The organism is Bacillus hominis, from assembly GCF_030348325.1.
GTDB lineage: Bacteria > Bacillota > Bacilli > Bacillales > Bacillaceae_G > Bacillus_A > Bacillus_A hominis.
The window spans coordinates 91,093-111,611 of sequence record NZ_JAUCFS010000003.1; the positions used below are offsets into that span (position 1 = coordinate 91,093).

At 33.9% G+C, this 20,519-nt stretch carries 12 protein-coding genes and 7 pseudogenes; 9 read left to right on the forward strand and 10 right to left on the reverse strand.

Going from position 1 to position 20,519, the window contains the following annotated elements; all coding sequences use genetic code 11:
* Positions 1–3: 3 nt before the first annotated feature.
* The 4 genes and pseudogenes from QUF93_RS00860 to QUF93_RS00875 all read left to right on the forward strand — a co-directional run bounded on the left by QUF93_RS00860 (position 4) and on the right by QUF93_RS00875 (position 2,338).
* A complete protein-coding gene (locus tag QUF93_RS00860) occupies positions 4–1,107 on the forward strand; it encodes a pre-toxin TG domain-containing protein (protein ID WP_289361100.1) in 1,104 nt (367 codons plus the stop codon).
* 48 nt (positions 1,108–1,155) lie between these two features.
* Positions 1,156–1,863: an IS6 family transposase gene (locus QUF93_RS00865; protein ID WP_289361101.1), complete on the forward strand. Its 708-nt coding sequence runs from the start codon at positions 1,156–1,158 to the stop codon at positions 1,861–1,863.
* Between the two features lie 63 nt (positions 1,864–1,926).
* A pseudogene (locus QUF93_RS00870) lies at positions 1,927–2,121 on the forward strand (DDE-type integrase/transposase/recombinase); the annotation flags it as partial.
* Between the two features lie 22 nt (positions 2,122–2,143).
* Complete coding sequence (locus QUF93_RS00875) at positions 2,144–2,338, forward strand: transcriptional regulator AbrB family protein (RefSeq protein WP_289361102.1); 195 nt, start codon at positions 2,144–2,146, stop codon at positions 2,336–2,338.
* Between the two features lie 174 nt (positions 2,339–2,512).
* Here the strand turns inward: QUF93_RS00875 and QUF93_RS00880 are convergent, their stop codons facing one another.
* Complete coding sequence (locus QUF93_RS00880; protein ID WP_289375116.1) at positions 2,513–4,900, reverse strand: immunoglobulin-like domain-containing protein; 2,388 nt, start codon at positions 4,898–4,900, stop codon at positions 2,513–2,515.
* 461 nt (positions 4,901–5,361) lie between these two features.
* Here QUF93_RS00880 and QUF93_RS00885 point away from each other — a divergent pair.
* From QUF93_RS00885 to QUF93_RS00895, 3 genes and pseudogenes are all read left to right on the forward strand, one after another.
* A pseudogene (locus QUF93_RS00885) lies at positions 5,362–6,069 on the forward strand (IS6 family transposase).
* A gap of 143 nt (positions 6,070–6,212) precedes the next feature.
* The gene (locus QUF93_RS00890) at positions 6,213–6,851 is read left to right on the forward strand and encodes an ABC transporter permease subunit (RefSeq protein WP_289361104.1); all 639 of its coding nucleotides are present in this window, start codon (positions 6,213–6,215) and stop codon (positions 6,849–6,851) included.
* Positions 6,841–7,866, forward strand: a complete 1,026-nt coding sequence (locus tag QUF93_RS00895; protein WP_212091957.1) for an ABC transporter permease subunit — start codon at positions 6,841–6,843, stop codon at positions 7,864–7,866. Before QUF93_RS00890 ends, QUF93_RS00895 begins: the two co-directional genes overlap by 11 nt.
* A gap of 47 nt (positions 7,867–7,913) precedes the next feature.
* On the opposite strand, the pseudogene QUF93_RS00900 reads toward QUF93_RS00895, so the two are convergent.
* From QUF93_RS00900 to QUF93_RS00915, 4 genes and pseudogenes are all read right to left on the reverse strand, one after another.
* A pseudogene (locus tag QUF93_RS00900) lies at positions 7,914–8,126 on the reverse strand (alpha/beta fold hydrolase); the annotation flags it as partial.
* Between the two features lie 223 nt (positions 8,127–8,349).
* A complete protein-coding gene (gene xerS / locus QUF93_RS00905) occupies positions 8,350–9,423 on the reverse strand; it encodes a tyrosine recombinase XerS (RefSeq protein ID WP_289361105.1) in 1,074 nt (357 codons plus the stop codon).
* 1,004 nt (positions 9,424–10,427) lie between these two features.
* Positions 10,428–10,592: pseudogene (locus QUF93_RS00910) on the reverse strand (HNH endonuclease); the annotation flags it as partial.
* A 630-nt stretch (positions 10,593–11,222) separates the two neighbouring features.
* A complete protein-coding gene (locus QUF93_RS00915; RefSeq protein WP_289361106.1) occupies positions 11,223–11,591 on the reverse strand; it encodes a DUF898 family protein in 369 nt (122 codons plus the stop codon).
* Between the two features lie 186 nt (positions 11,592–11,777).
* Here QUF93_RS00915 and QUF93_RS00920 point away from each other — a divergent pair.
* Positions 11,778–12,460: pseudogene (locus QUF93_RS00920) on the forward strand (IS6 family transposase).
* 37 nt (positions 12,461–12,497) lie between these two features.
* Here the strand turns inward: QUF93_RS00920 and colA are convergent.
* The 4 genes and pseudogenes from colA to QUF93_RS00935 form a co-directional block, all read right to left on the reverse strand.
* Positions 12,498–15,407 carry a collagenase ColA gene (gene colA / locus QUF93_RS00925; RefSeq protein ID WP_289361107.1) on the reverse strand — a complete coding sequence of 970 codons (2,910 nt, stop codon included), beginning with the start codon at positions 15,405–15,407 and terminating at the stop codon, positions 12,498–12,500.
* A gap of 292 nt (positions 15,408–15,699) precedes the next feature.
* A pseudogene (locus QUF93_RS00930) lies at positions 15,700–16,802 on the reverse strand (ABC transporter permease).
* Between the two features lie 58 nt (positions 16,803–16,860).
* Positions 16,861–17,073: a CDI toxin immunity protein gene (locus QUF93_RS28960; RefSeq protein WP_419761141.1), complete on the reverse strand. Its 213-nt coding sequence runs from the start codon at positions 17,071–17,073 to the stop codon at positions 16,861–16,863.
* Positions 17,074–17,081: 8 nt separating this feature from the next.
* Positions 17,082–17,261, reverse strand: a complete 180-nt coding sequence (locus QUF93_RS00935) for a CDI toxin immunity protein (RefSeq protein WP_002187481.1) — start codon at positions 17,259–17,261, stop codon at positions 17,082–17,084.
* 1,005 nt (positions 17,262–18,266) lie between these two features.
* Here QUF93_RS00935 and QUF93_RS00940 point away from each other — a divergent pair.
* Positions 18,267–18,515, forward strand: a pseudogene (locus tag QUF93_RS00940) (hypothetical protein); the annotation flags it as partial.
* A gap of 32 nt (positions 18,516–18,547) precedes the next feature.
* Here the strand turns inward: QUF93_RS00940 and QUF93_RS00945 are convergent.
* On the reverse strand, positions 18,548–20,362 hold the full coding sequence (locus tag QUF93_RS00945) for an acyltransferase family protein (protein WP_289361108.1): 1,815 nt from the start codon (positions 20,360–20,362) through the stop codon (positions 18,548–18,550).
* Positions 20,363–20,519 lie beyond the last annotated feature (157 nt).

Sequence of the window (20,519 nt, forward strand, 5' to 3'; positions counted from 1 at the left end):
GCCATGGATGTGAAGTATGTCCCTGAGGACTGGGAGAAAACAAAAGAGGGAATAGGGGAATTAGTTGGTTCAGGTATGTTTAGCAGAGGCGCTATTGACAACCTAAAAAAACTAGATACTATAATAGAAAAAGCAACAGGTTCTATTATGAGGAATGATGAGGACAAAGTTGTCCATCTTCCGTATAAGAGTCAAAAAGGAAAATATCAGGAATTACAAAAAGATTACAATGTGCTCCATGATTTTAGCGGAAAAGTAGGCGGTCTCATCGACACTGAAATCGACCAGCCGTTTTATGAAGATATGGATGCTTTCGCGGAAGCGATGCGAGATTTAACGATTGATAAATATGAAACTAGCAACACCATTGGCGCCAAAGAAACAATTATGACAGGGTCCTATGGACAAACAGCGGAGCACATAAAAGACAAGATCAAAGTGAGTGATATTTTCTCTTCCAACAACTTTTTTATGACCAGTTTAAAGGCAGAGTTTGACGCATATAAGAAAGAGAATCCAAAAGACAACATGTCTTATGAGACCTATCAACAGAGAAGATTAAACAGCCGTGCGTTTAACTATGACTCAATCAAAGATCAACAAGAACATAAGGAAGTTTGGCGTGATGTGGGGATACTAGTAACAGTGGTAGGACTAGGCATTGCCACAGTGGTTTGTCCACCAGCTGGTGCAGCGTTGGCTGGTACAGCGCTAACTGCCCTTACAGCGAGTGTTGGTGTAATGGAAGCCTCCAGCGCAGTAACGGGAAAAGATTGGCTGACACAACGGAAACTCGATACAAATGAACGTTGGCTACGCGGTTTGTTGGGATTCGTAGATGTAGCACCTATGGCAAAAGGATTGCATGCCTTTGGAAATGTCACAACAGGCTTAAAATCAGGTATTAGTACGACAACAATTAAAGGTGCTTCCAAAGTAGGGTTAGAAGAAGGCGGATCTCATTTGAAGCAGGCTGATAATCTTCTTACAGAACGAGCGCAAAATGCGAACCGATTATCTAGAGAGAAATTCGATAATCTTTCTCTTAATATAGAGAAGAAAAGGTTCTGGTGCAAAAACTTAAGGACAATTGCAATGAATCTATAAATCTTGGACATACTGTTACTATTACTTTAGAAAGGATGCGTGATTGGTATGGAAAAGGAAAATGTATTCAAATGTAGGCATTATCAGCCTGATATTATTTTGTTAACGGTAAGATGGTACCTACGGTACAACCTCAGTTTTCGTGATTTGGTGGAAATGCTAGAAGAACGGGGTTTATCCATTTCTCATACAACGATTATGCGTTGGGTACACCAGTATGGTCCTGAATTGGACAAACGAATCCGACGTCACCTCAAACAAACAAATGACTCTTGGAGAGTCGATGAAACATATATCAAAGTAAAAGGTCAATGGATGTATCTGTATCGTGCTGTTGATTCGAAAGGAAACACAATTGATTTTTTCCTAAACAAAACAAGAGACCAGAAGGCTGCAAAGCGCTTTTTCAAGAAAGCTTTGCGGTCTTTTCATGTTTCAAAGCCACGTGTTATAACAGTCGATAAGAACCCGGCTTATCCTATAGCAATTGAACAGTTGAAAAAAGAAAAAAGCATACCTGATGGTATGCAACTTAGACAACAAAAGTACTTGAATAACATAGTAGAACAAGATTATCGCTTTATAAAGAAGCGAATCCGTTCTATGCTAGGGTTCAAATGTTTTGACACAGCTACATCCATTCTTTCTGGAGTAGAAGCCATGCATATGATTAAAAAAGAGCAGCTTGATTTACGGGACCAGTCTGTCCAAAATCAGAAAGAATTCATCCATCAATTGTTTGGACTTGCAGCATAAGATACGATTCCGTTAGGAATATATGTGCTTTATTCTCCTGTATTTTATTTTTGCACCAGAATCGTAGAACAAGATCATCGCTTTATAAAGAAGCGAATCCGTTCTATGCTAGGGTTCAAATGTTTTGACACAGCTACATCCATTCTTTCTGGAGTAGAAGCTATGCATATGATTAAAAAAGAACAGATTGATTTACGGGACCAGTCTGTCCAAAACCAGAAAAAATTCATCCATCAATTGTTTGGACTGGTAGCATAAGATACGATTCCTTTAGGGATATATGCGCTTTATTCTCTTTTATTTTATTTTTGCACCAGAACCGATTAAATCACCATTAGAAATTTATGTTGATAATGAAAATATAATTCTAAAAAGATATTCACCTTATAATGCATGCCAAATTACTGGAGAGGTATCTGAAAGAAATATAACTTTAGCAGATGGGAAAATTACTTTAAGTCCTACTGGAGCTTAATATTTAGCGGAAGAACTAAAAAAATTTTTGGTGAAATAGGTTTAATATCCGAAAGGTTTCATTTGCATCAAGTACCATCTGTAAAAGTGGGTTGTTTACTGGAATAAAATGGTATTTAAAAAGATTGTGTGAAATAAATTCACACAATCTTTTTATTTGAGACAATGAGTAGCTTTATTTTATAGCCTTTTTAAATTTACGACCAAAAGTAATTAACATACCTGCAAGGATTGCTAATATGCCTACTGCTGTACCGTTATTTGAACTTGCACCTGTTTTTGGAAGCTCTTTAATTGTATCTTTTTTGTTATCCAAAGTACTATTAGTGTTGTTATTGTTATTGTCAGAACCATTTCCAGTATTAGTGTTGTTATTGTTATTGTCAGAGACGTTTCCAGTATTAGTGTTGTTATTACTATTATCAGAACCGTTTTCTGTGCCTTTATCTTTCACAATTACTTTTTGTGTTGCCGTTACTTCATTTCCGCTTGAATCACGAACTAGAAACTTCACTTCGAAATTACCCGCTTTAGATGTATCAACCTCGCCCATATGAATTACTTTAGAAGTAATATCGCCATCTTCCTTATCGATAGCTTTAACGCCAGAAAGTGGATTGAATTTATCCCCTACATTAATCGTTACTCCAGTAGGTACAGTCAATTTCGGTTCCATATCAGGAGTTTCTTCATTTTCTTTTACAATAACTGATTGTGTAGCTGTTGCATTAACCCCTTTAGAATCGACAATCCAATATTCTACAATGTATTTACCAGGTTTAGAAGTATCTACATTACCTTTATATTTAATTTTATTAGTTAAATTGCCATCTTCCTTATCAGTTGCAGACACACCAGCCATTGGATCAAACTCTTCACCAACATGAATTGTAGTAGTAAATGGCACAGTTAATACAGGTGCTTCATTTTTTGTTTCTACTTTTTGTTTCACAGTTACTGTTTGTTTTGCAGTAACTTTATTCCCATTAGAGTCTAAAACTGTGTAAGTTAACTCATAAGTACCAGGTTTAGAAGTATCTACGTTGCCATCAACTGTTACTTTAGAAGTAATGTCGCCATCTTCATTATCAATAGCTTTAACTCCTGCCATTGGGTCAAATTTATCCCCTACATTAATCGTTGCTCCAGTAGGTACAGTTAATTTCGGTTCCATATCGGGAGTTTCTTCATTTTCTTTCACGATTACGGATTGTGTAGCTGTCGCATTAACTCCTTTAGAATCAACAACCCAATATTCTACAATGTATTTACCAGGTTTAGAAGTATCTACATTACCTTTATATTTAACTTTATTAGTTAAATTGCCATCTTCCTTATCAGTTGCAGACACACCAGCCATTGGATTAAACTCTTCACCAACACGAAGTGTAGTAGTAAATGGCACAGTTAATACAGGCGCTTCATTTTTTATTTCTACTTTCTGTTTCACAGTTACAGTTTGTTTAGCGGTAACTTTATGGCCTTTGGAATCTGAAACAGTATAAGTTAACTCGTAAGTACCAGGTTTAGAAGCATCTACGCTGCCATCAACTGTTACTTTAGAAGTAATGTCACCGTCTTCTTTATCAGTAGCGGATACTCCTGTCATAGGGTTAAATTTATCTCCTTCAGTAATCGTGGTTAAAGTAGGTACTTTGAGTTCTGGTGCTTCATCTGTCGGTGTAGCTTTCTCTCTTACAATTAACGTAGCGACTGTACTTGCTGTGTTTCCGAAAGAGTCTTTCACTTTATAATACACTTTATAAGTACCAGGTTTATTTACAGAGCCAGTATAATACTCATATTCTACTTTAGAAGTAATATCGCCATCCTCAGGGTCAGTAGCCTTAACACCAACCATTGGATCAAACTGTTCACCTTCAGTAATTACAAATTCATCTGGGGTTGTAATTACTGGGGACTGGTCTATTACTGTTATAGTTCTAGTTTTTAAATCCATTTTCCCTTGAGAATCCATTAGGTGATACGTTATATAGTAAGTACCAGGTTTACTTGTATCTAGCCCATTTTCATAAGTTATTTTATGAGTCAAATCTCCTTCTTCCGAATCTGAACCAGTTATACCCTCCATTGGATCAAATGAATCACCTACATTAAGCGTAATTTCATCACGCTTTATTAATATTGTTGGAGCAGTATTAGTAACGTGCTTATATCTAACTACTACACGTTGCTTTTGAACAACAGTATTACCCTCATCATCTGAAACGGTAAAAGTTAATTCATACTCTCCCATTTTAGTTAAGTCTACTTTATCATCACCTGTATAAGTTATTTTTGATGTAATATCCTTACCGTTTTTATCTTTAGCCCATACATCTTTCATAGGATCAAATGAATCACCTACAAAAACAACATTTTGAGGAGGAACAAACAATGTAAGTTGCTTGTCTTCTGCTCTTTCCTGTACTGGTTCACTAACTTTTAATGAATCTGTCGTTTGTGCACTTGCGTTACTTGTCCCTGCAATCATTGATGTAGCTAATGTTGCTGTTGCCACAATTCCTACTAGTTTCTTTGATTTTGCTATTGACTTCCCCATATTAATAAGCCCCTCCGTTGTTGGAAAAATTAATAATTTTATAATATCCAATGATATCTTACCATAACTTATCCAATATATGTATAAAAAGATTGGCTTATATGTAGATATTTACAAAGTTAAATTCATAATAGCGATCCCCACATTCTGATTCTACTAAGATAAGTTTATATTGATAATGAGAGCTTTTAAGAAGATGTTTTGAAAATTATATTTAAATAAATATACTATCAATAAAAACTAATTTCTTGAATAATATGTAAACCTGCGGAGGGATGATAATGTTATTTCTGTGGTGTTTAATATAATGACAGTATTAATTTAACAGAATTGCAGAAAAATATGAGAAATAGCAGGCTTGGAATAAAGGGTTCTGGTGCGAAAACTTCAAGATAATTGCAAGTAATCTCTAAATCTTGGACATACTGATACTAGTACTCTAAAAAAGGTGCGTGATCAGTATGGAAAAGCGAAATTTATTCAAGTGGAAGCATTATCATCATGATATTATTTTGCAAACAGTAAGATGGTAACTACGGTACAACTTGAGCTTTCGTGATTTGGTGGAAATGATGGCGGAACGGGGCTTATCTGTTGCTCATACAACGATTATGCGTTGGGTTCATCAGTATGGTCCTGAATTAGACAAAAGAATCCGTCGTCATCTCAAGCAAACCAATGACTCTTGGAGAGTCGATGAAACATATATCAAAGTAAAAAGTCAATGGATGTACCTGTATCGTGCTGTCGATTCGAAAGGAAATACCATCGATTTTTACCTAAGCAAAGCAAGAAACCACAAGGCTGCAAAGCGATTCTTCAAGAAAGCTTTGCAGTCTTTTCATATTTCTGAGCCTCGTGTCGTGACAGTCGATAAGAATCCAGCTTATCCTATAGCAGTTGAAGAATTGAGAAAAGAAAAAAAAATGCCATTAGGCATCCAACTAAGGCAAGTGAAATATCTCAATAATATAGTGGAACAAGATCATCGATTTATTAAAAAGCGAGTTCGTTCGATGTTAGGATTGAAATCCTTTCGCACAGCTACATCCATTATTTCTGGAATAGAAGCTATGCATATGGTAAAAAAAGGGCAACTTATTTTACTGGACAAGTCTGTCCAAAATCAAGTGAAGTTCATCCATCAACTATTTGGAATTGTTGCTTAAGACTAGATTCCACTGGGAAACTTTTCGCCTCTTTATATCTTTCCTAAGTATTTGCACCAGAACCGGATATTGCACATATTGATACAAACACTATGCAGTCAATTCCTTTTTTTGAAAGGATTATTGAACCTTATAAGTATTCTATGACTATTCTTTTAATCGCTACTTGTTTAACTATTATTCTTTCAATTGGTCTTTCATTCGTATACTTATTAGTTTCTTCTAAAATTAAGAAGGGGATTGAGAGTTGTTTAATTTTAATAGAATCAGTTCCAGATTTATTATTAATTTTTAGTTTACAGTTCTTTGTTGTATGGATTTATAAACAGACAGGATATCGCTTCGTTACTATTTATTCGTTTAATGATGAACGTGCCTATTTCTTACCTATTATTTGTATGACAATCGTTCCAATCCTTCATTTTTTCCGTATTATCGTTTTATTTTTAATGGAAGAAAAGAATAAGCCGTATGTGGAATTCGCCCGTGCGAAAGGATTGAGCAATAAATATATACTGTATGCTCATTTATTACGTAATATTATGTACCATCTGTTAAATCACTTGCAGCCGCTTTTCTTGTTCATGATTTCAAGCCTTTTAATGGTAGAGGGAGCTTTTAATATTACGGGGTATATGTCTTTCTTAATAAGGGCAGGCTCTTTAAATCCTTTAACGATGGCATGGTGGATTCTTTTATTATTTGTTCCATTCTACATTCTATTTACTATTATACATTACCGAGTGAATCGTATTACAGGAGGGGCTTCTCATGATATATAGAAACTTTCGCTCCAAACGTTTTTTGTGTGGTGTCCTGTATTTTGTAGGGATTGTTGTAATTAGTTATCTTATTACATGGTTTGGTAAGGATTTATATACGAGTAAGACAATCTGGATTAGAGATGCGAGTGGGAATGTTGTTGGGGCCGCTCCGTTTAGCCCGCTTACAATACCACCGCTCGGTACAGATCGTAACGGTTTTAATTTATTCTTTCAATTATTAGTAGGTGCAAAGTTTACTATTTTATTCGTATTTGGCATATGTGTTGTACAAGTGTTTCTCGGTACTATATTAGGTGTAGCATTAGCTCATACACCATCTATAGTACAAAATTTATTTCAAAAAATATGTAAAGTGTATTTCTTTATTCCGACAGTGCTATGGGCGATTTTGTGGATGTTTCCAATCATGTTGCACAGTGAATTAACTGGATTTAATATGGAGATTATTATAAAGCAGTTTACTGTTCTTTGTTTTGCGCTACTGCCAGCTGTTATTCTTTATGTGAATCAAGAAATCAATTTATTTATGAAAAATGAGTTTGTTACAACTTCGAAAATATTAGGTGCTTCAAGGTTTCGGATTATTAGAAAGCATATATGGTTGTATTTAAAAGAAATTCTTGTCGTTCTTTTTTTGCAGCAGTTTGTTCAATTATTTACGTTATTAATTCATTTAGCGTTTTTTGGGATTTTAATAGGGGGACGAGGTATAGATTATGATACGAGGAAACCATTCTCACTTACGAATGAATGGGCGGGGCTAATTGGTCTATACAAAAGTGAATTTTTAGCGGCACCGTGGATTGTCATTGCGCCACTACTATTCTTTACTGTTTCTATATTCGTTTTACATTTGATGATTAAAGGGATAAAGAAAGAGCAGGAAGGAAAGCTCTACTCTATGGATAGGAAGAAAAAGAAAACGCGATATGAATTAAAAGAAGAGAAGAAGGAAATCGATACATCATTATTTATTCCAGCAACTTCTAAATCGATAGGAAAAGGTAGTTAAAAAAAGAATTTGCCGTAAGGGCAAATTCTTTTTTTATTGTAAAGGAACTATGAGTTTAAAAATTTTATAAGTTCTTTATTTAATTCATCTGCCTGATCGATTGGGGAACCATGACCACTATTTGTAAGAGCATATAGCTTAGAATTTTTAATCCGTTGTTGCGTGAGCTCATCGCTTTTGTAGGGAATCAGTTGATCATGAACACCATGGAATATTTTTGTTGGGACGTTAATTTTACTTAAATCTTTCGTTACGTTCTCTTTAATCCTTCCTATCACACACAAAGTTGCAGATAAGCTATTCTGCCTTGGATAGGCCGCAATCTTTGCACCAGAACCAGAAAGATTACTACTTTTCACTTACATTTAAACTATGTATTTTTTACATAATAAAATTAAAGATTAAATGAATAATAAATAGCATTTAAAACTCTGTTATAGGGGAAAAATAAAAGTTCAGCAATTTTACATTGCTGAACTTTTATCATTTATTCTTCCCTATTCTTCCTAAACTATCTTTAATAGTAGTTTCTCCAAGTTGAGTGTACAACAAAGCTGTATCTTGACTAGTATGCCCAAGTTGCTGCATGACTTGTAACGAGTCTTTTTCTTCCATATATAATTTATTTGCCAATGTATGTCTTAATTTATGAGGAGACATTCTTTTGCCATAGGCCTTAGTATATTTTTCTACTATATCTTGGATAGCCCTAACTGAAAGAGGCTGTGCAGTATGTTTATACTTCGATAAAAACACATTTTTTAATTCTTTCCCTGGAGCATATTTGTTATCTCTAATTTCCATATACTTTTCAAGATCATTCAATGCAATTGGGGTAATCCATACAGAATCTTCTTTGTTTCCTTTTCGTATTACATCAATTAGTCTTTCTTTTAAGTTTATATCTTCCATACGAAGATCGGCCAATTCACTTACACGAATACCACTACCAAGAAAGAGAGAGAGAATAGCTACATCACGATCTTTATCTCTTAGGAAATAGAACAACTGATGTTTTGTTAAAGCTTTTTCATGTTCAAACTTAACATAATTTAAAAATTCTTGATCGTCATCATTATGGAATATTTTAGATCTCATACGCTTCGCACGGGCGTTTAATGTTTCTTTATCTTTATGTATTTCAATTTTAGCCATTACATTTCTATAAAAATAGCATTCTCCATCTTCATCTTCTGAAAGGGAAGTAAGATACTTAAATAAAGATTTTAAAGCTGAAATTTTTCTGTTAACAGAGGAATTTTGCATGTTTTGTTGTAGTTTTAGAAACCTCATAAAGTTCTCAATATCTTTTTTCCTTAAATTCTCCAAATCAGAGAAGGATATGTCTTTAATGGACTTAAATTCAATAATTTGTTCAGATAATAGCCAATTAAAGAAGACTCTAAAATCATATACATAATTGAGTAGGGTGGAGGGAGAGGCATCATGCAATTCTTTATACTCCACAAATTCTTCTATGTAAAATGGCATTTCATTTAAATTTTCGTATAATTTCTTACGATGTACGGATTTTTGACGTTGTTTGCTGTAATCCATAAAAATCACCTCATATATACTATAACAGAAAAAGTATACGAACACAAGTTCGCGTTAAATTCAATTTTTACACAGACTTATTTACATAATAAAATTATGTTATACAAAAATGTATGTAAATTTTGAATAGGATAATGTAGGTACTCTAATATTAACTATAGACAATCAGACTATAAAAACAGGTACAAAAACTACATATAACTGTATATAAAATAAAACTAATTTAATGTATTAAATCATACGGAATGTACAAAAAAGTGTTTTCAAGTCGTTATAAAATGTGAATTGTTTAGTTTAATTATGGTTTATCAGGAGTTTAGGTCAACATAAGAAAAACTCGCGCAAATTAAAATGATATTTATTATAATGGTTCTTTTTAAACAAATCAGCAGTTGATTATTTTTATATAAAATATGAATTATATGGCTTTAAAACAATTCACTAAAATCATGGATATAGGCTTTAAATCCCTAGATGCTGTATTATATTTTTATAAAACTCTTATATTGTTCGTAAAATTGGTATTTCGTGCGAAGTTGTAAGGTGTTTATTTTTCCCCCTTTTTATAATTCTTTTATGTTCATCCAACAAAATGCATCATGCACCTTTCATCAGTATGAATATCTTTTAGTTGCAGATACATTCACCTATACATTTTAATATTGATTACATGGTTGCTTATAGGGTATAGCTAGCATATAAATACATGTTAAAAAAATTTCAATGCAATACGGGTAACTTTAACCACTTAAGACTAAATAGGTTGTGCTTTACCCAAAACTTAATTGTTTTTATATTGAAAGAGAATGTTTCCTATAGTCCTGTAAAAAGTATTCTTTATTGTACTTTGTTTATGTGAGCATACAGTGATTTTTAATTCTAATACAGATTTTAAAATATAACTTCGCAATTTTCCCTTCCGTCTCAATAAGATAAGAATTCTTTTCATTTTGAGACGGATTTTACTCCTTTTTTTCAAATATCTATAATATCTCTTATGTAAACTAAATATAAGTAAGTAAACAATTTTTCTTTTTGAATGTGCTTCCGTGTTTTCTATTGTGGTAATCCACACAGATTGTTTCTAGATTATCTATATCTAATACGAGTGTTGAATGATGTTCGAGTTCTTTTATATGATGGATAACGAGTTGCATCTTCTTATGCTTCTGTTGTTTGGCTTTGTATTCATTCATGAAGCTTCCCCCTCCAACTAAGCAATATCAAATGTTAGAATGATAATCCATAAAGATGATAAATACTAATGATACAAAACAAGCAGTCTTTTCTATCACATTATTAGATCCCTTCAGTCTATTCAATGGACTTAGAAACGTGGATAAACTTTGACCAATTTTTTAACCAATTTTGTTTTTCCACTCGTGGTTAGTGTTGTGTCTTCTATTTTTAGCAAATGGCTTGATAATCGCCTAGATAATTATAAACACCGTAAAAAACGCTATAACTAACTCCAATAGGTCGCGCTCCCTTCAGGATAACTAACTGGAACGTTGGCATTTTTTGCATACTTAATAAATAGCAAAAAATGCAAGTCTGCTGGAACAGGCTTGCTTTCTGATAGAGCTCTGACAACTCAAAAACCATTTCTCTATATTATTTAAAAATAGTAATTTATGAAAATTATTGCACTCACTTAATAGAGAAATTAAAGTCATGAACCCTTACATAAATATTTTAATAAATACTATAATCAATCGCAATAATTAAAAAACGCTATATAACACTAATTGAATTATTTTTAATGTACGTAATTTCATAATGCATCTCTTAATTTCCACTTAATTAACGAAGGTTGTATTTTTTATTTTCCAGTCTTCAAGTTTAATGCTAACCCAAAAACCATAGATACCTAGTGTAATAACTGTTAGAAGTAGCCATTTAATCCAGTTACCAAACAAGCCAACTGCTGAACCGTTAAATTTCATTCTATGCCCATCAACCACAGTATGGTTAATTTTCCAACCATAAACCATACACAACGCCCACGGATAGCAAATACCAAGCGTGAACACTGTAATAAGCGCTCCCAAGATACTCCAACCAATGAAGCTCAAAAGTCCACCATCAAAGAAAGACTGACGCCCCCATTTTGATTCTGGTCCATAGTTACTTCCTGCATTAACGTTTATGTTAATATTTTCTGCCATAAAACACACTCCTTTGCCAGTTTATCGTGATTAGCGCACGTATTTTATTCAATATAACCTTACATATTTTAGCACAAAAATGTTACTTCCATAAATTTTTTAAACGTTTAGTTATTTCATTGGTTCTGTTGCAAAGTTTCCTACATGAAGCTACACTCTAGAAAACAGGATATAGGAGAATCAGACATGAGGTACTTTAAAGGAAAACAATTCAAGAGAGATATCATTTTAGTAGCTGTCGGCTACTACTGCCGTTTTTCTTTAAGTTATCGCGATGTATCTGAAATCCTGAAAGAACGTGGTATTTCAGTTCATCCAACAACCATCATGCGATGGGTTCATGAATATGGAAATCTCATCTATCAAATTTGGAAAGTAAAAAATAAATCTGCACGCTTATCTTGGCATTTGGATGAGACGTATATCAAAGTTAAGGGAGAATGGCGTTATCTCTATCGTGCAATTGATAAAGATGGAAACACGTTGAATATTCAACTTCGTAAAAAACGGGATCATCAGGCTGCCTATGCCTTTATGAAAAGATTAGTAAAACATTTTGGAGAACCAACAGTTCTCACTACAGACAAAGCTCCGGCCTTGCTTTGTGCGTTCAAAAAACTGAAGAAGAACGGCTTTTATGTACGTACAAAACATTGTACCGTTAAATATCTCAATAACCTGATTGAACAGGATCATAGGCATGTAAAGAGACGTTTTGCCAAATCCGCTTTCAAAATCTTCGTCATTCTTCACGAACCATAAAGGGGATTGAAACGATTCAGGCCATATATAAACAAAGACGAAGTCTTGAATCAGACTCCGTCTTTTCAGTGTACAAAGAACTACAGCAATTAGTAGCGATTGCTTAAAGTCTATTTCCAATCTGTAGACCTCTCTATATTTTTTCTAACTTTGCAACAGAACCGAATATGTTCCCTTTCCGTTTTCCTTTTCAAAAAATGAGACTAAATAATACTTCCCAGGTTTCGCTTCAAATTTCCCTTTTATATTATTTCCATCCGCTTGGCCCGTAATAACAGGATGTTCTAAATCTGATTCGTGATATACATCCCATTGTATCCCAATTTCCTGTTCATCTATAAAAGAAATATCTACTTCTTTTGGAGATGTGACATTGAATGTGTGCATATACGCCATATTCGGACGATCCATATTTCCTTTTGAAAGCTTATTAAAACGAATTACCTTTGCATTTTGATAGTTATGACCTGCTGGCTCATCCTGTTTTACGGTAACCGATGTTTGTCCTCGGCCTACTTTTCCTTTATTATCTTTCACTGTTAGCTTTGCAGTATATGTTCCCTCTTTTCCATATACATGAGTAGGATTTGCTTCTGTACTTGTTGTACCATCCCCAAAATCCCAGAGATAAGAAACAATTTTTCCACCTGTGCTTTCTGTACCATCGCTATGAAACTCAACTTTTTCATTTAATATTTCATTGTACGGTCCATTCATATTTACTTTAACAGTCTGTTTTTCTTCTTCTCCCGTTGCAACACCATGGAATACAACATCATATTCAAATTGATTTTTCGCATTCACACGATAATTAACAAAATACGCTGTAACTGTTTTGTAGCCGCTCCATTCTTTTTGCGCTAACTGTTCTAAAGATTGATTGATTTTCTTGCTCATCGTTTTCCAATCCTCAGATTCTCCTTTTGTTACGCCACCTGTATATGTCCCTTCTAATGTAAACGTATCAAAAAATTGAGACTTATGCTTTGTAATCGTTGCATCTTTTATCTTTGCTACATCTGTAATGTCTTTCTTTACATCAGCTAGTGGCTTTGGTGAAGGGGTAGCTAAATAATCATCTGATACTTGCGGAGTATTATATGTACCCTGATTATCAATTAACTGCTTCATATAGTCTTGGTATCCTTTATTTAAATTTGGATCCTTACTTAAAGCTTCACGATATGCATCATAATTCTTCACATCATTTGCACGAATGAAATCTTGAATCTTATCGAAAGTTTCAAATTGATGAGTATATAAGTAAGACTGCAGTGCAAAAGAATAATTATAAAAGTTCCATTTTTCGTCTCCTTCTCCTTCTCCATATTTCGAAAATAATGTTCGTTCTGCTGTATAACGTTTCGCAGGATCAGATGATAATCCACTAATTATACTTTTGCGCGGAACAACATTATTCGTACGAGTAGATCCTGCAAAAAATTCTGCATTTCCTTCTTCAAACCAAGTCAAACGTTGATCTTGATACATTTCTCCTTGTCCCCATGATCCTGGAACTTCGTATCTTCCCTGTAAATAGTGTGTAAATTCATGACGGAACAATTCTTCCAAACTATAACGACTTTGCTGCGGTGTACGCTCAAATGTAAAGAACGTTCCGATTCCTTCAATATAAATTCCACCATTATTCGTATCATATCCATATAGTTGGCTATTTCGTTTATATTCATCTGGATTATTATAAATGACGATTGTCAGTACATCATCAGCTTTCCCTGATTCTAACGCTCCATCTTTTCCAATTACACGATGATACTGCGCTTTTACTTCTTTTGCAGCCCAATATAGTTTCTTAACCTTTTCTTCCGTTACTTTATCTCCTGTTTTAAATACAATAGAGCCGTCATCGAATGTATACGTTTTTGGTAAGTACTGCTGCTGGCCTTCTTCACGTATTTTCTTAAAATCTACTGTATTTCCGTTATAATCTTTTCCACCATAGTTTGTTGAAATTTGCTCTACCGCATTAAAATAAGCCTCACTTAAACGAGGGTACATATGCATTGCTTGTGTAAGTACTTCTAAAGGTTTATTTGGATTACTATGGAAATTCCCTAAACGACCAGTATAATATATACCATTATTAATTAACCATTTATTTTCTGTTGTTAGATGGTTCAAAAGAGCCATTCGACTAACTTCATTTATGTAACCATCAATTTTCCCATACCATATTGTTTCATCCGCTTTTTTACGTGTCTCAAACAAGTAAGACTGTATATCATCATCAATCCCTTGTATAAGCTCATACAAGGCGTCCCCTTTCTTCTTGTCACTTATATATGTGGAAATATTATCGTTATATTGCTTTAATATATTCGCCGCATATTGAACTGTTTCAGCATCACAAGAAGCGTTTCTAATTAATTTACCGTATGCAGATACCACTGCATCCTGTTTATCTGTACCAAATTTAAAATTCGGATTTTTTGCAATTGCTTTTAATGCAGGTAAACATTTATCATGAAAGCTTCTCTCATTTAAATAGCTTACCTCTTTATTATTAAAGCCTACATAAGATATGGAACGTAATACTTCAGCAAACGTCTCAATCCCTTTTGTATCATCTTTTGTAAATGTGCTTCCACGACGACCTAATTCATCAATAATAACCTGTATTCGCTCTTTATTCTGATAAAACTCTTTTGTTTCTTGATTAAATTGATCTAAATCTGTAATTTGATTCCAACTAATACTTGCCAATGTATCGATGAATTCGTCATTACTCATTCTATTCAGCTCTGCCACAGAATACTTTTGCTGAAATTGTTTTGCCGCTGCTCGTTTCACGACCGGAGCTGGACGTTGTGAAAAATCGCCTACTTTTAAACGTTCTTCATAAGACAATGTTTCGTCTGCTTTTGTAGAATGTGCAATTTCATCTGTTGAAGTTTCTATCCCAATTGGTTTCTTTTGTAACACATTATAAGGTGTGTTTTCTTCCGCTGATACTTGTGTTTGGATACTTCCAAATGATAAGGCCATTGTACTAATACCGAGCATCATTTGGGTAAACCTTGATTTCTTGTTCATAACATTTCCTCCATTTATATATTACATTCAATAAATAACATATTATCCCGATGAAATAATGTAAAATGCAATATTGCATATTCTTTCTTTGTACATTTCTGTACACGGTAATGTTGAACAAAAAATCATAAAATGCCTCCTATTTTTGTGTTTAAAAACCTTGTAAATTTATGTGTGTTCAGATAAACATACCTTTGCAAACAAAAAAGAATCCCAAAAGAAACGGGGGATTCTTTTTTGTTTTATCTTTTTATCAGAACCACATTAAATAAATAGCTTTCTACTAATAAACTTATTCATAACGAAGGGCTTCAATTGGATCTAATTTTGCTGCTTTGTTCGCTGGAATCAACCCGAAAATAATACCAAGTGTCATAGAGAATAACACACCGCCAACGACTACTTGCCATGAAACAAGTGGTGGCCATTTTGCAAATGTTGACACAATATATGCACCTCCATAACCAAGGCCAATTCCAATTAGTCCCCCAAGAAGCGTTAACATAACAGCTTCAATTAAGAACTGTAGTAAGATTTTACTACGCGTTGCTCCAAGTGCTTTACGTACCCCAATCTCACGAGTACGCTCTGTTACAGATACAAGCATAATGTTCATAACACCGATACCACCAATAATCATCGTCATGATATTTGTCATTTTAGAAATACCCTCTTGAATTTCTTTTAAGTTTAGTACCTCATATTTACCTGTAAACTCACTTTGCTTACGACTATTTAATACATCAGCTGCTTTCTTTCCAGCGGCATCTAAATTATCGATTTTTTTCGCTTGGACGGAAATACTTTGAATTTCATCTGTTCCATACAACGTTGGCCATAACGTTAATGAAATAACGCCTCGGAATCTCCCATTCCCATAAATCCACCTGTAGCTTCATATACACCAACGATTTGCATTGGTTGGCCTTTCATTTCAATGATTTTTCCAATGGGATTCTCTTTTTCAAATATCCTTTTTTCTAAACCCGCGCTAATCATGACAACATTATTTCCTTGTTCAATATCTGTATCATTTAAAGAATGACCTTTTTTATCATTAACATCTAGTGTTTCCATATTTTAATTTGTCTTAATTACATGTGCATTCTCTGGAATCTTCTTAATTTCAAAAATATCTTCTTCTGTCAATTTCGGTTGTCCTATTGATTCCATACCGGATGGATCATTCATGTTGGCCTTATAATGAATAGAAATCACACTATTTCCAGAACCAACAAATTGTGATTTTAATGCAGCTTCCCCGCCCTGTCCAATCGCAACAACGGTAATAATAAAACCTACACCGATAATAATCCCTAGCATTGTAAGGGCTGAGCGCAGCTTATGAGCTAGAATAGAAGATAGGGCAATTTTGATACTATCTAGTAAACTCATACCGCACACCTTCTGTCTTCTGTAATTTTTCCATACTGATCACGCACCTTTTTTAGAATCATACTATCAGTATGTCCAAGTTTAGGAGATTACTTGCAATAGTCTTGAAATTTTCGCACCAGAACCCATATATCCAAGTATCAAAGCTAACCGCATTAACATCGTCTATTACTTCGAAAACCTTATCTAAGTCTGTCTTACTAATTGGTAATTTCCCTTCATCCCAAATTAAATAAACCTTCTTATTATATTCATCGTAACAACTATTCAAATATGAAATTATTCATCAATTGTATTTATTTCAATGCACTGAGTTATTTTTGACCATTCAATACGTCCCCCTTGTGTAATATAAAAATTAGTTTCAAAATTTATAAGAACCATTTCTCTTTCTTCTTTAGATAAGATTCTTATATTCTGTCCCAAAGTTTCAATACATTCCTCTAACAATGTTCCCATACTATCACCTACTTGTTTAAATGATTTAATAATGATATATAAGTTTCTTCGTTCCCCTCAAGTCGAACCTTTTTATCGGGTTGTAAAGAGATATGAGGAAAAGGGAGTGAAATAAATAATCGTATACAACCACTCTCTTATTATAGATATGTTCTGTTTGTGAACATATAAAAAGGGAAAAGAATTATAAAAATCCTTCTCCCTTTTTACCTACTGGAACTTTCATAATCATTAGCTTCGCAGTACATCGAAAAATGCTGTAGAATTTACCTTTTCTATCATAACAATATAAGCCGTCTTTTAATATGAAATATTGCATATTAAAATAAATTGCTATCTATATAAGCGCTTACTATAATGAGAGTATAAAGATTCATAATATCTTAATATAAAAAAGGAGGAAATGATTATGGAAATCGCAATGGCAATTTTGAAATTTGTAGGTGGAGTACTTCCATTCGTTCAAGAACTTTTAAAAGCATTTATGTAGGCTTATCATTTAGCAATTATTTATAAGAATTATCATACAAATGATCTGTATATCAAAGATGAATTGATGTGCAGATCATTTGTATGAGCAAACTTTAAACAAGAAAAAGAATCCTAGAAACCATAAGGGATTCTTTTTCTTTATGTAATTAAGGCTATAACATTTTTTCTACCGATAATGGGACGTTATGTTAACTTTACATGGATGTCCTATTCATCCAAATTTGCACAAAATTGTCCTTGCTGATGGTACAATTAGAGGGTTCTGGTGCAAACCTCGAATGCTGTCAAAATATACACAAAAATATGAGAGTAATTACGAACGTTCAATCTTTACAAAGTATAAAAAGACGGATTTTTATATTGATTTCCGAACAACTCATTCTCATGAGAATATAACATTCATGTTGGATTATCTACGTAATCATTTTTGCACCAGAACCAAAAATAAGCCCAAAGAATTAAATAATTCTTTGGGTTTATTTTTAAAGTTAGGAAGTTACATTCTTTCTTCCTATAAATAATCTCACAGAACAGGACCAGCGACATGTAAAGCGACAGACACTTTTCCAAATCCGCAGGATTTCAAAACATTCGTCATGCCTCACGTATAGTAAAAGGCATCGAAACCATTCATGCCCTGTATAAAAAAGACGGAGTCTTCAACCAAACTTCGCTTTTTCGACGTATAATGAATTACAGAAATTATTGATGACTGCAAAAAATTTGTCTTCCTCAACCATAGATCTTTTACATTTCAGTTAATTTTGCAAAAGAAGTTAATAAAATATATCTAATTATTGATTCACCGCTTTGGCTACAAGTGCTGCGTATGCTTCTGCACCTACTTTGGTTAAATGCACACCATCAGGTGCAAAGTACTCTCCCTTTCCAGCACTTGCTGCATACCAATCTACTAGAGTTATATTCGGATATTCAGATGTTGTCGCTTTTAATCTCTCATTCACGATTGATTCCCACGGACGTGGTACCCTCGTATTAATAAATATTATTTTACGTTCATTCCCAATTAAATTTATTAATGATACAAGTTGCTCAGTAGTAAAGGCTCCATTTGTACCTAATCCAATAATGACATAGTTTCCTAAATTCCCTTCATTCTTTAACTGTTCAACTACAGGAATCGCTTTTGACAGTTGGCGACCAATTTGTGCATCAATCCTAATATCAGGAAAAGTATTTTTTAAATACGGAGCAATATCAATCATAACGGAATCGCCTATTGCAGTAACGGTGTGAGCATCTTTAGGTTGCGCAGAATTTACTTCTTTTGATTCTTCTTGATTTTGAGGCGTCTCTTGAGTTGGATTATCCCAATATGCAACTGGATGTTTCGCAGGTTGTGTTTGTACTGCTTCCGCCTTATCTAGTTGAGGATTCTCCTTAGCCTTACTAACTTTTGATAACCCAAAGACGGCTATCGACGAAACGAATACTGCACAAATTAAAGCTAACTTAACACCTAAAGCGACATTTTGAATTCTTAAATTCTTAAACTCAATATTTCGGAGCGCACCTTGTCGGATTGGTTTTTCAATATACTTCCATGAAATTTGCGCAATCATTATAATAAGAAGAAATTGAAAAATTGCTCTTATTAGTGAAAAATCTCCAGCATTTACCTTCGGAGTCGTCAATGCAATAATCGGATAATGCCAAAGATATATTCCATATGATCGCACGCCCATCCAAAGCAGTGGTCTAAATCTCAAAAATAGTGCGATTCTACTAGCCGGATGCGCAAGGTTAGCGACTAACAAGGCTGTTACAATTGATAAGAGAACCATTCCTCCATTGTATAGAAACGGATCATATTGATTCGTCTTCCAAAACATAAGCAATATAATAATAAGAGCAGTTCCTCCCACTACATCAAGAATGAGACGCGCCTTTGGAATAATTTTATTTGCAAGCCTATTGCTTGGCCAAATTAAGGCAAGTGCCGCTCCAATAAGTAAAGAAAAGGCCCTCGTATCTGTGCCATAATAAATTCTGCTCGGATCAGTTCCAGGTTCATACAAAATTGCCATCGCTAAAGCTGAAGCAACAGCTCCCAGACAAATCAATAAAATCATACGGGATTGTTTTTTTATGTGGTAAAGTCCTAAACTAATGATAAACGGCCAGACAACATAGAATTGTTCCTCAACTGCTAACGACCAAAAATGATTCAATGGAGAAAGCTGGTTAAAATTATCAAAGTACGATAATTTATGATAGATATACCACCAGTTACTAACATAAAATAACGCCGCTAATGAATCTCCACGCATTTTTTCAAGTAAAGAGCTATGAAAAATCGTAATCCATGCCAACGTTATAACGAGCATAACAAACATTGCTGGAAGCAATCTCCTTGCCCTACTAAGCCAGAATTTCTTCAAATCAATTCTCTTATTTCTCTTCCACTCCATCGCTAGAATATCTGTAATTAAATAACCTGAGAGTACAAAAAATACAGTAACCCCTAAAAATCCTCCAGGCATCCAATTAAAATTAATATGATACAAAATAACACCTAGTATAGCTAGGCCCCTTAGACCGTCTAATCCAACCATATAACGACTATTTTTTTTAAAAGGTTTAGTCACCTACAATCACCTCTATTTCTTGGAAATTAGGTAAATAATAGCGGTATAAAATGCTATTAATTTCCTAAAATCGTATAAGCTAAACTATTACAAACATCATCCGGGAAGGCTCTCTTTTTTATAATAACATGCACAGCAACTAACACTTTATCACTTT

What these genes read in the sequence shown, in the direction of transcription:
- QUF93_RS00860 (WP_289361100.1), top strand. Translation starts at nt 4, where the DNA reads ATGGATGTGAAGTATGTCCCTGAGGACTGGGAGAAAACAAAAGAGGGA.
- QUF93_RS00865 (WP_289361101.1), top strand. Translation starts at nt 1,156, where the DNA reads ATGGAAAAGGAAAATGTATTCAAATGTAGGCATTATCAGCCTGATATT.
- QUF93_RS00875 (WP_289361102.1), top strand. Translation starts at nt 2,144, where the DNA reads ATGCGCTTTATTCTCTTTTATTTTATTTTTGCACCAGAACCGATTAAA.
- QUF93_RS00880 (WP_289375116.1), bottom strand. Translation starts at nt 4,900, where the DNA reads ATGGGGAAGTCAATAGCAAAATCAAAGAAACTAGTAGGAATTGTGGCA.
- QUF93_RS00890 (WP_289361104.1), top strand. Translation starts at nt 6,213, where the DNA reads ATGACTATTCTTTTAATCGCTACTTGTTTAACTATTATTCTTTCAATT.
- QUF93_RS00895 (WP_212091957.1), top strand. Translation starts at nt 6,841, where the DNA reads ATGATATATAGAAACTTTCGCTCCAAACGTTTTTTGTGTGGTGTCCTG.
- xerS (WP_289361105.1), bottom strand. Translation starts at nt 9,423, where the DNA reads ATGGATTACAGCAAACAACGTCAAAAATCCGTACATCGTAAGAAATTA.
- QUF93_RS00915 (WP_289361106.1), bottom strand. Translation starts at nt 11,591, where the DNA reads ATGGCAGAAAATATTAACATAAACGTTAATGCAGGAAGTAACTATGGA.
- colA (WP_289361107.1), bottom strand. Translation starts at nt 15,407, where the DNA reads ATGAACAAGAAATCAAGGTTTACCCAAATGATGCTCGGTATTAGTACA.
- QUF93_RS00935 (WP_002187481.1), bottom strand. Translation starts at nt 17,261, where the DNA reads ATGGGAACATTGTTAGAGGAATGTATTGAAACTTTGGGACAGAATATA.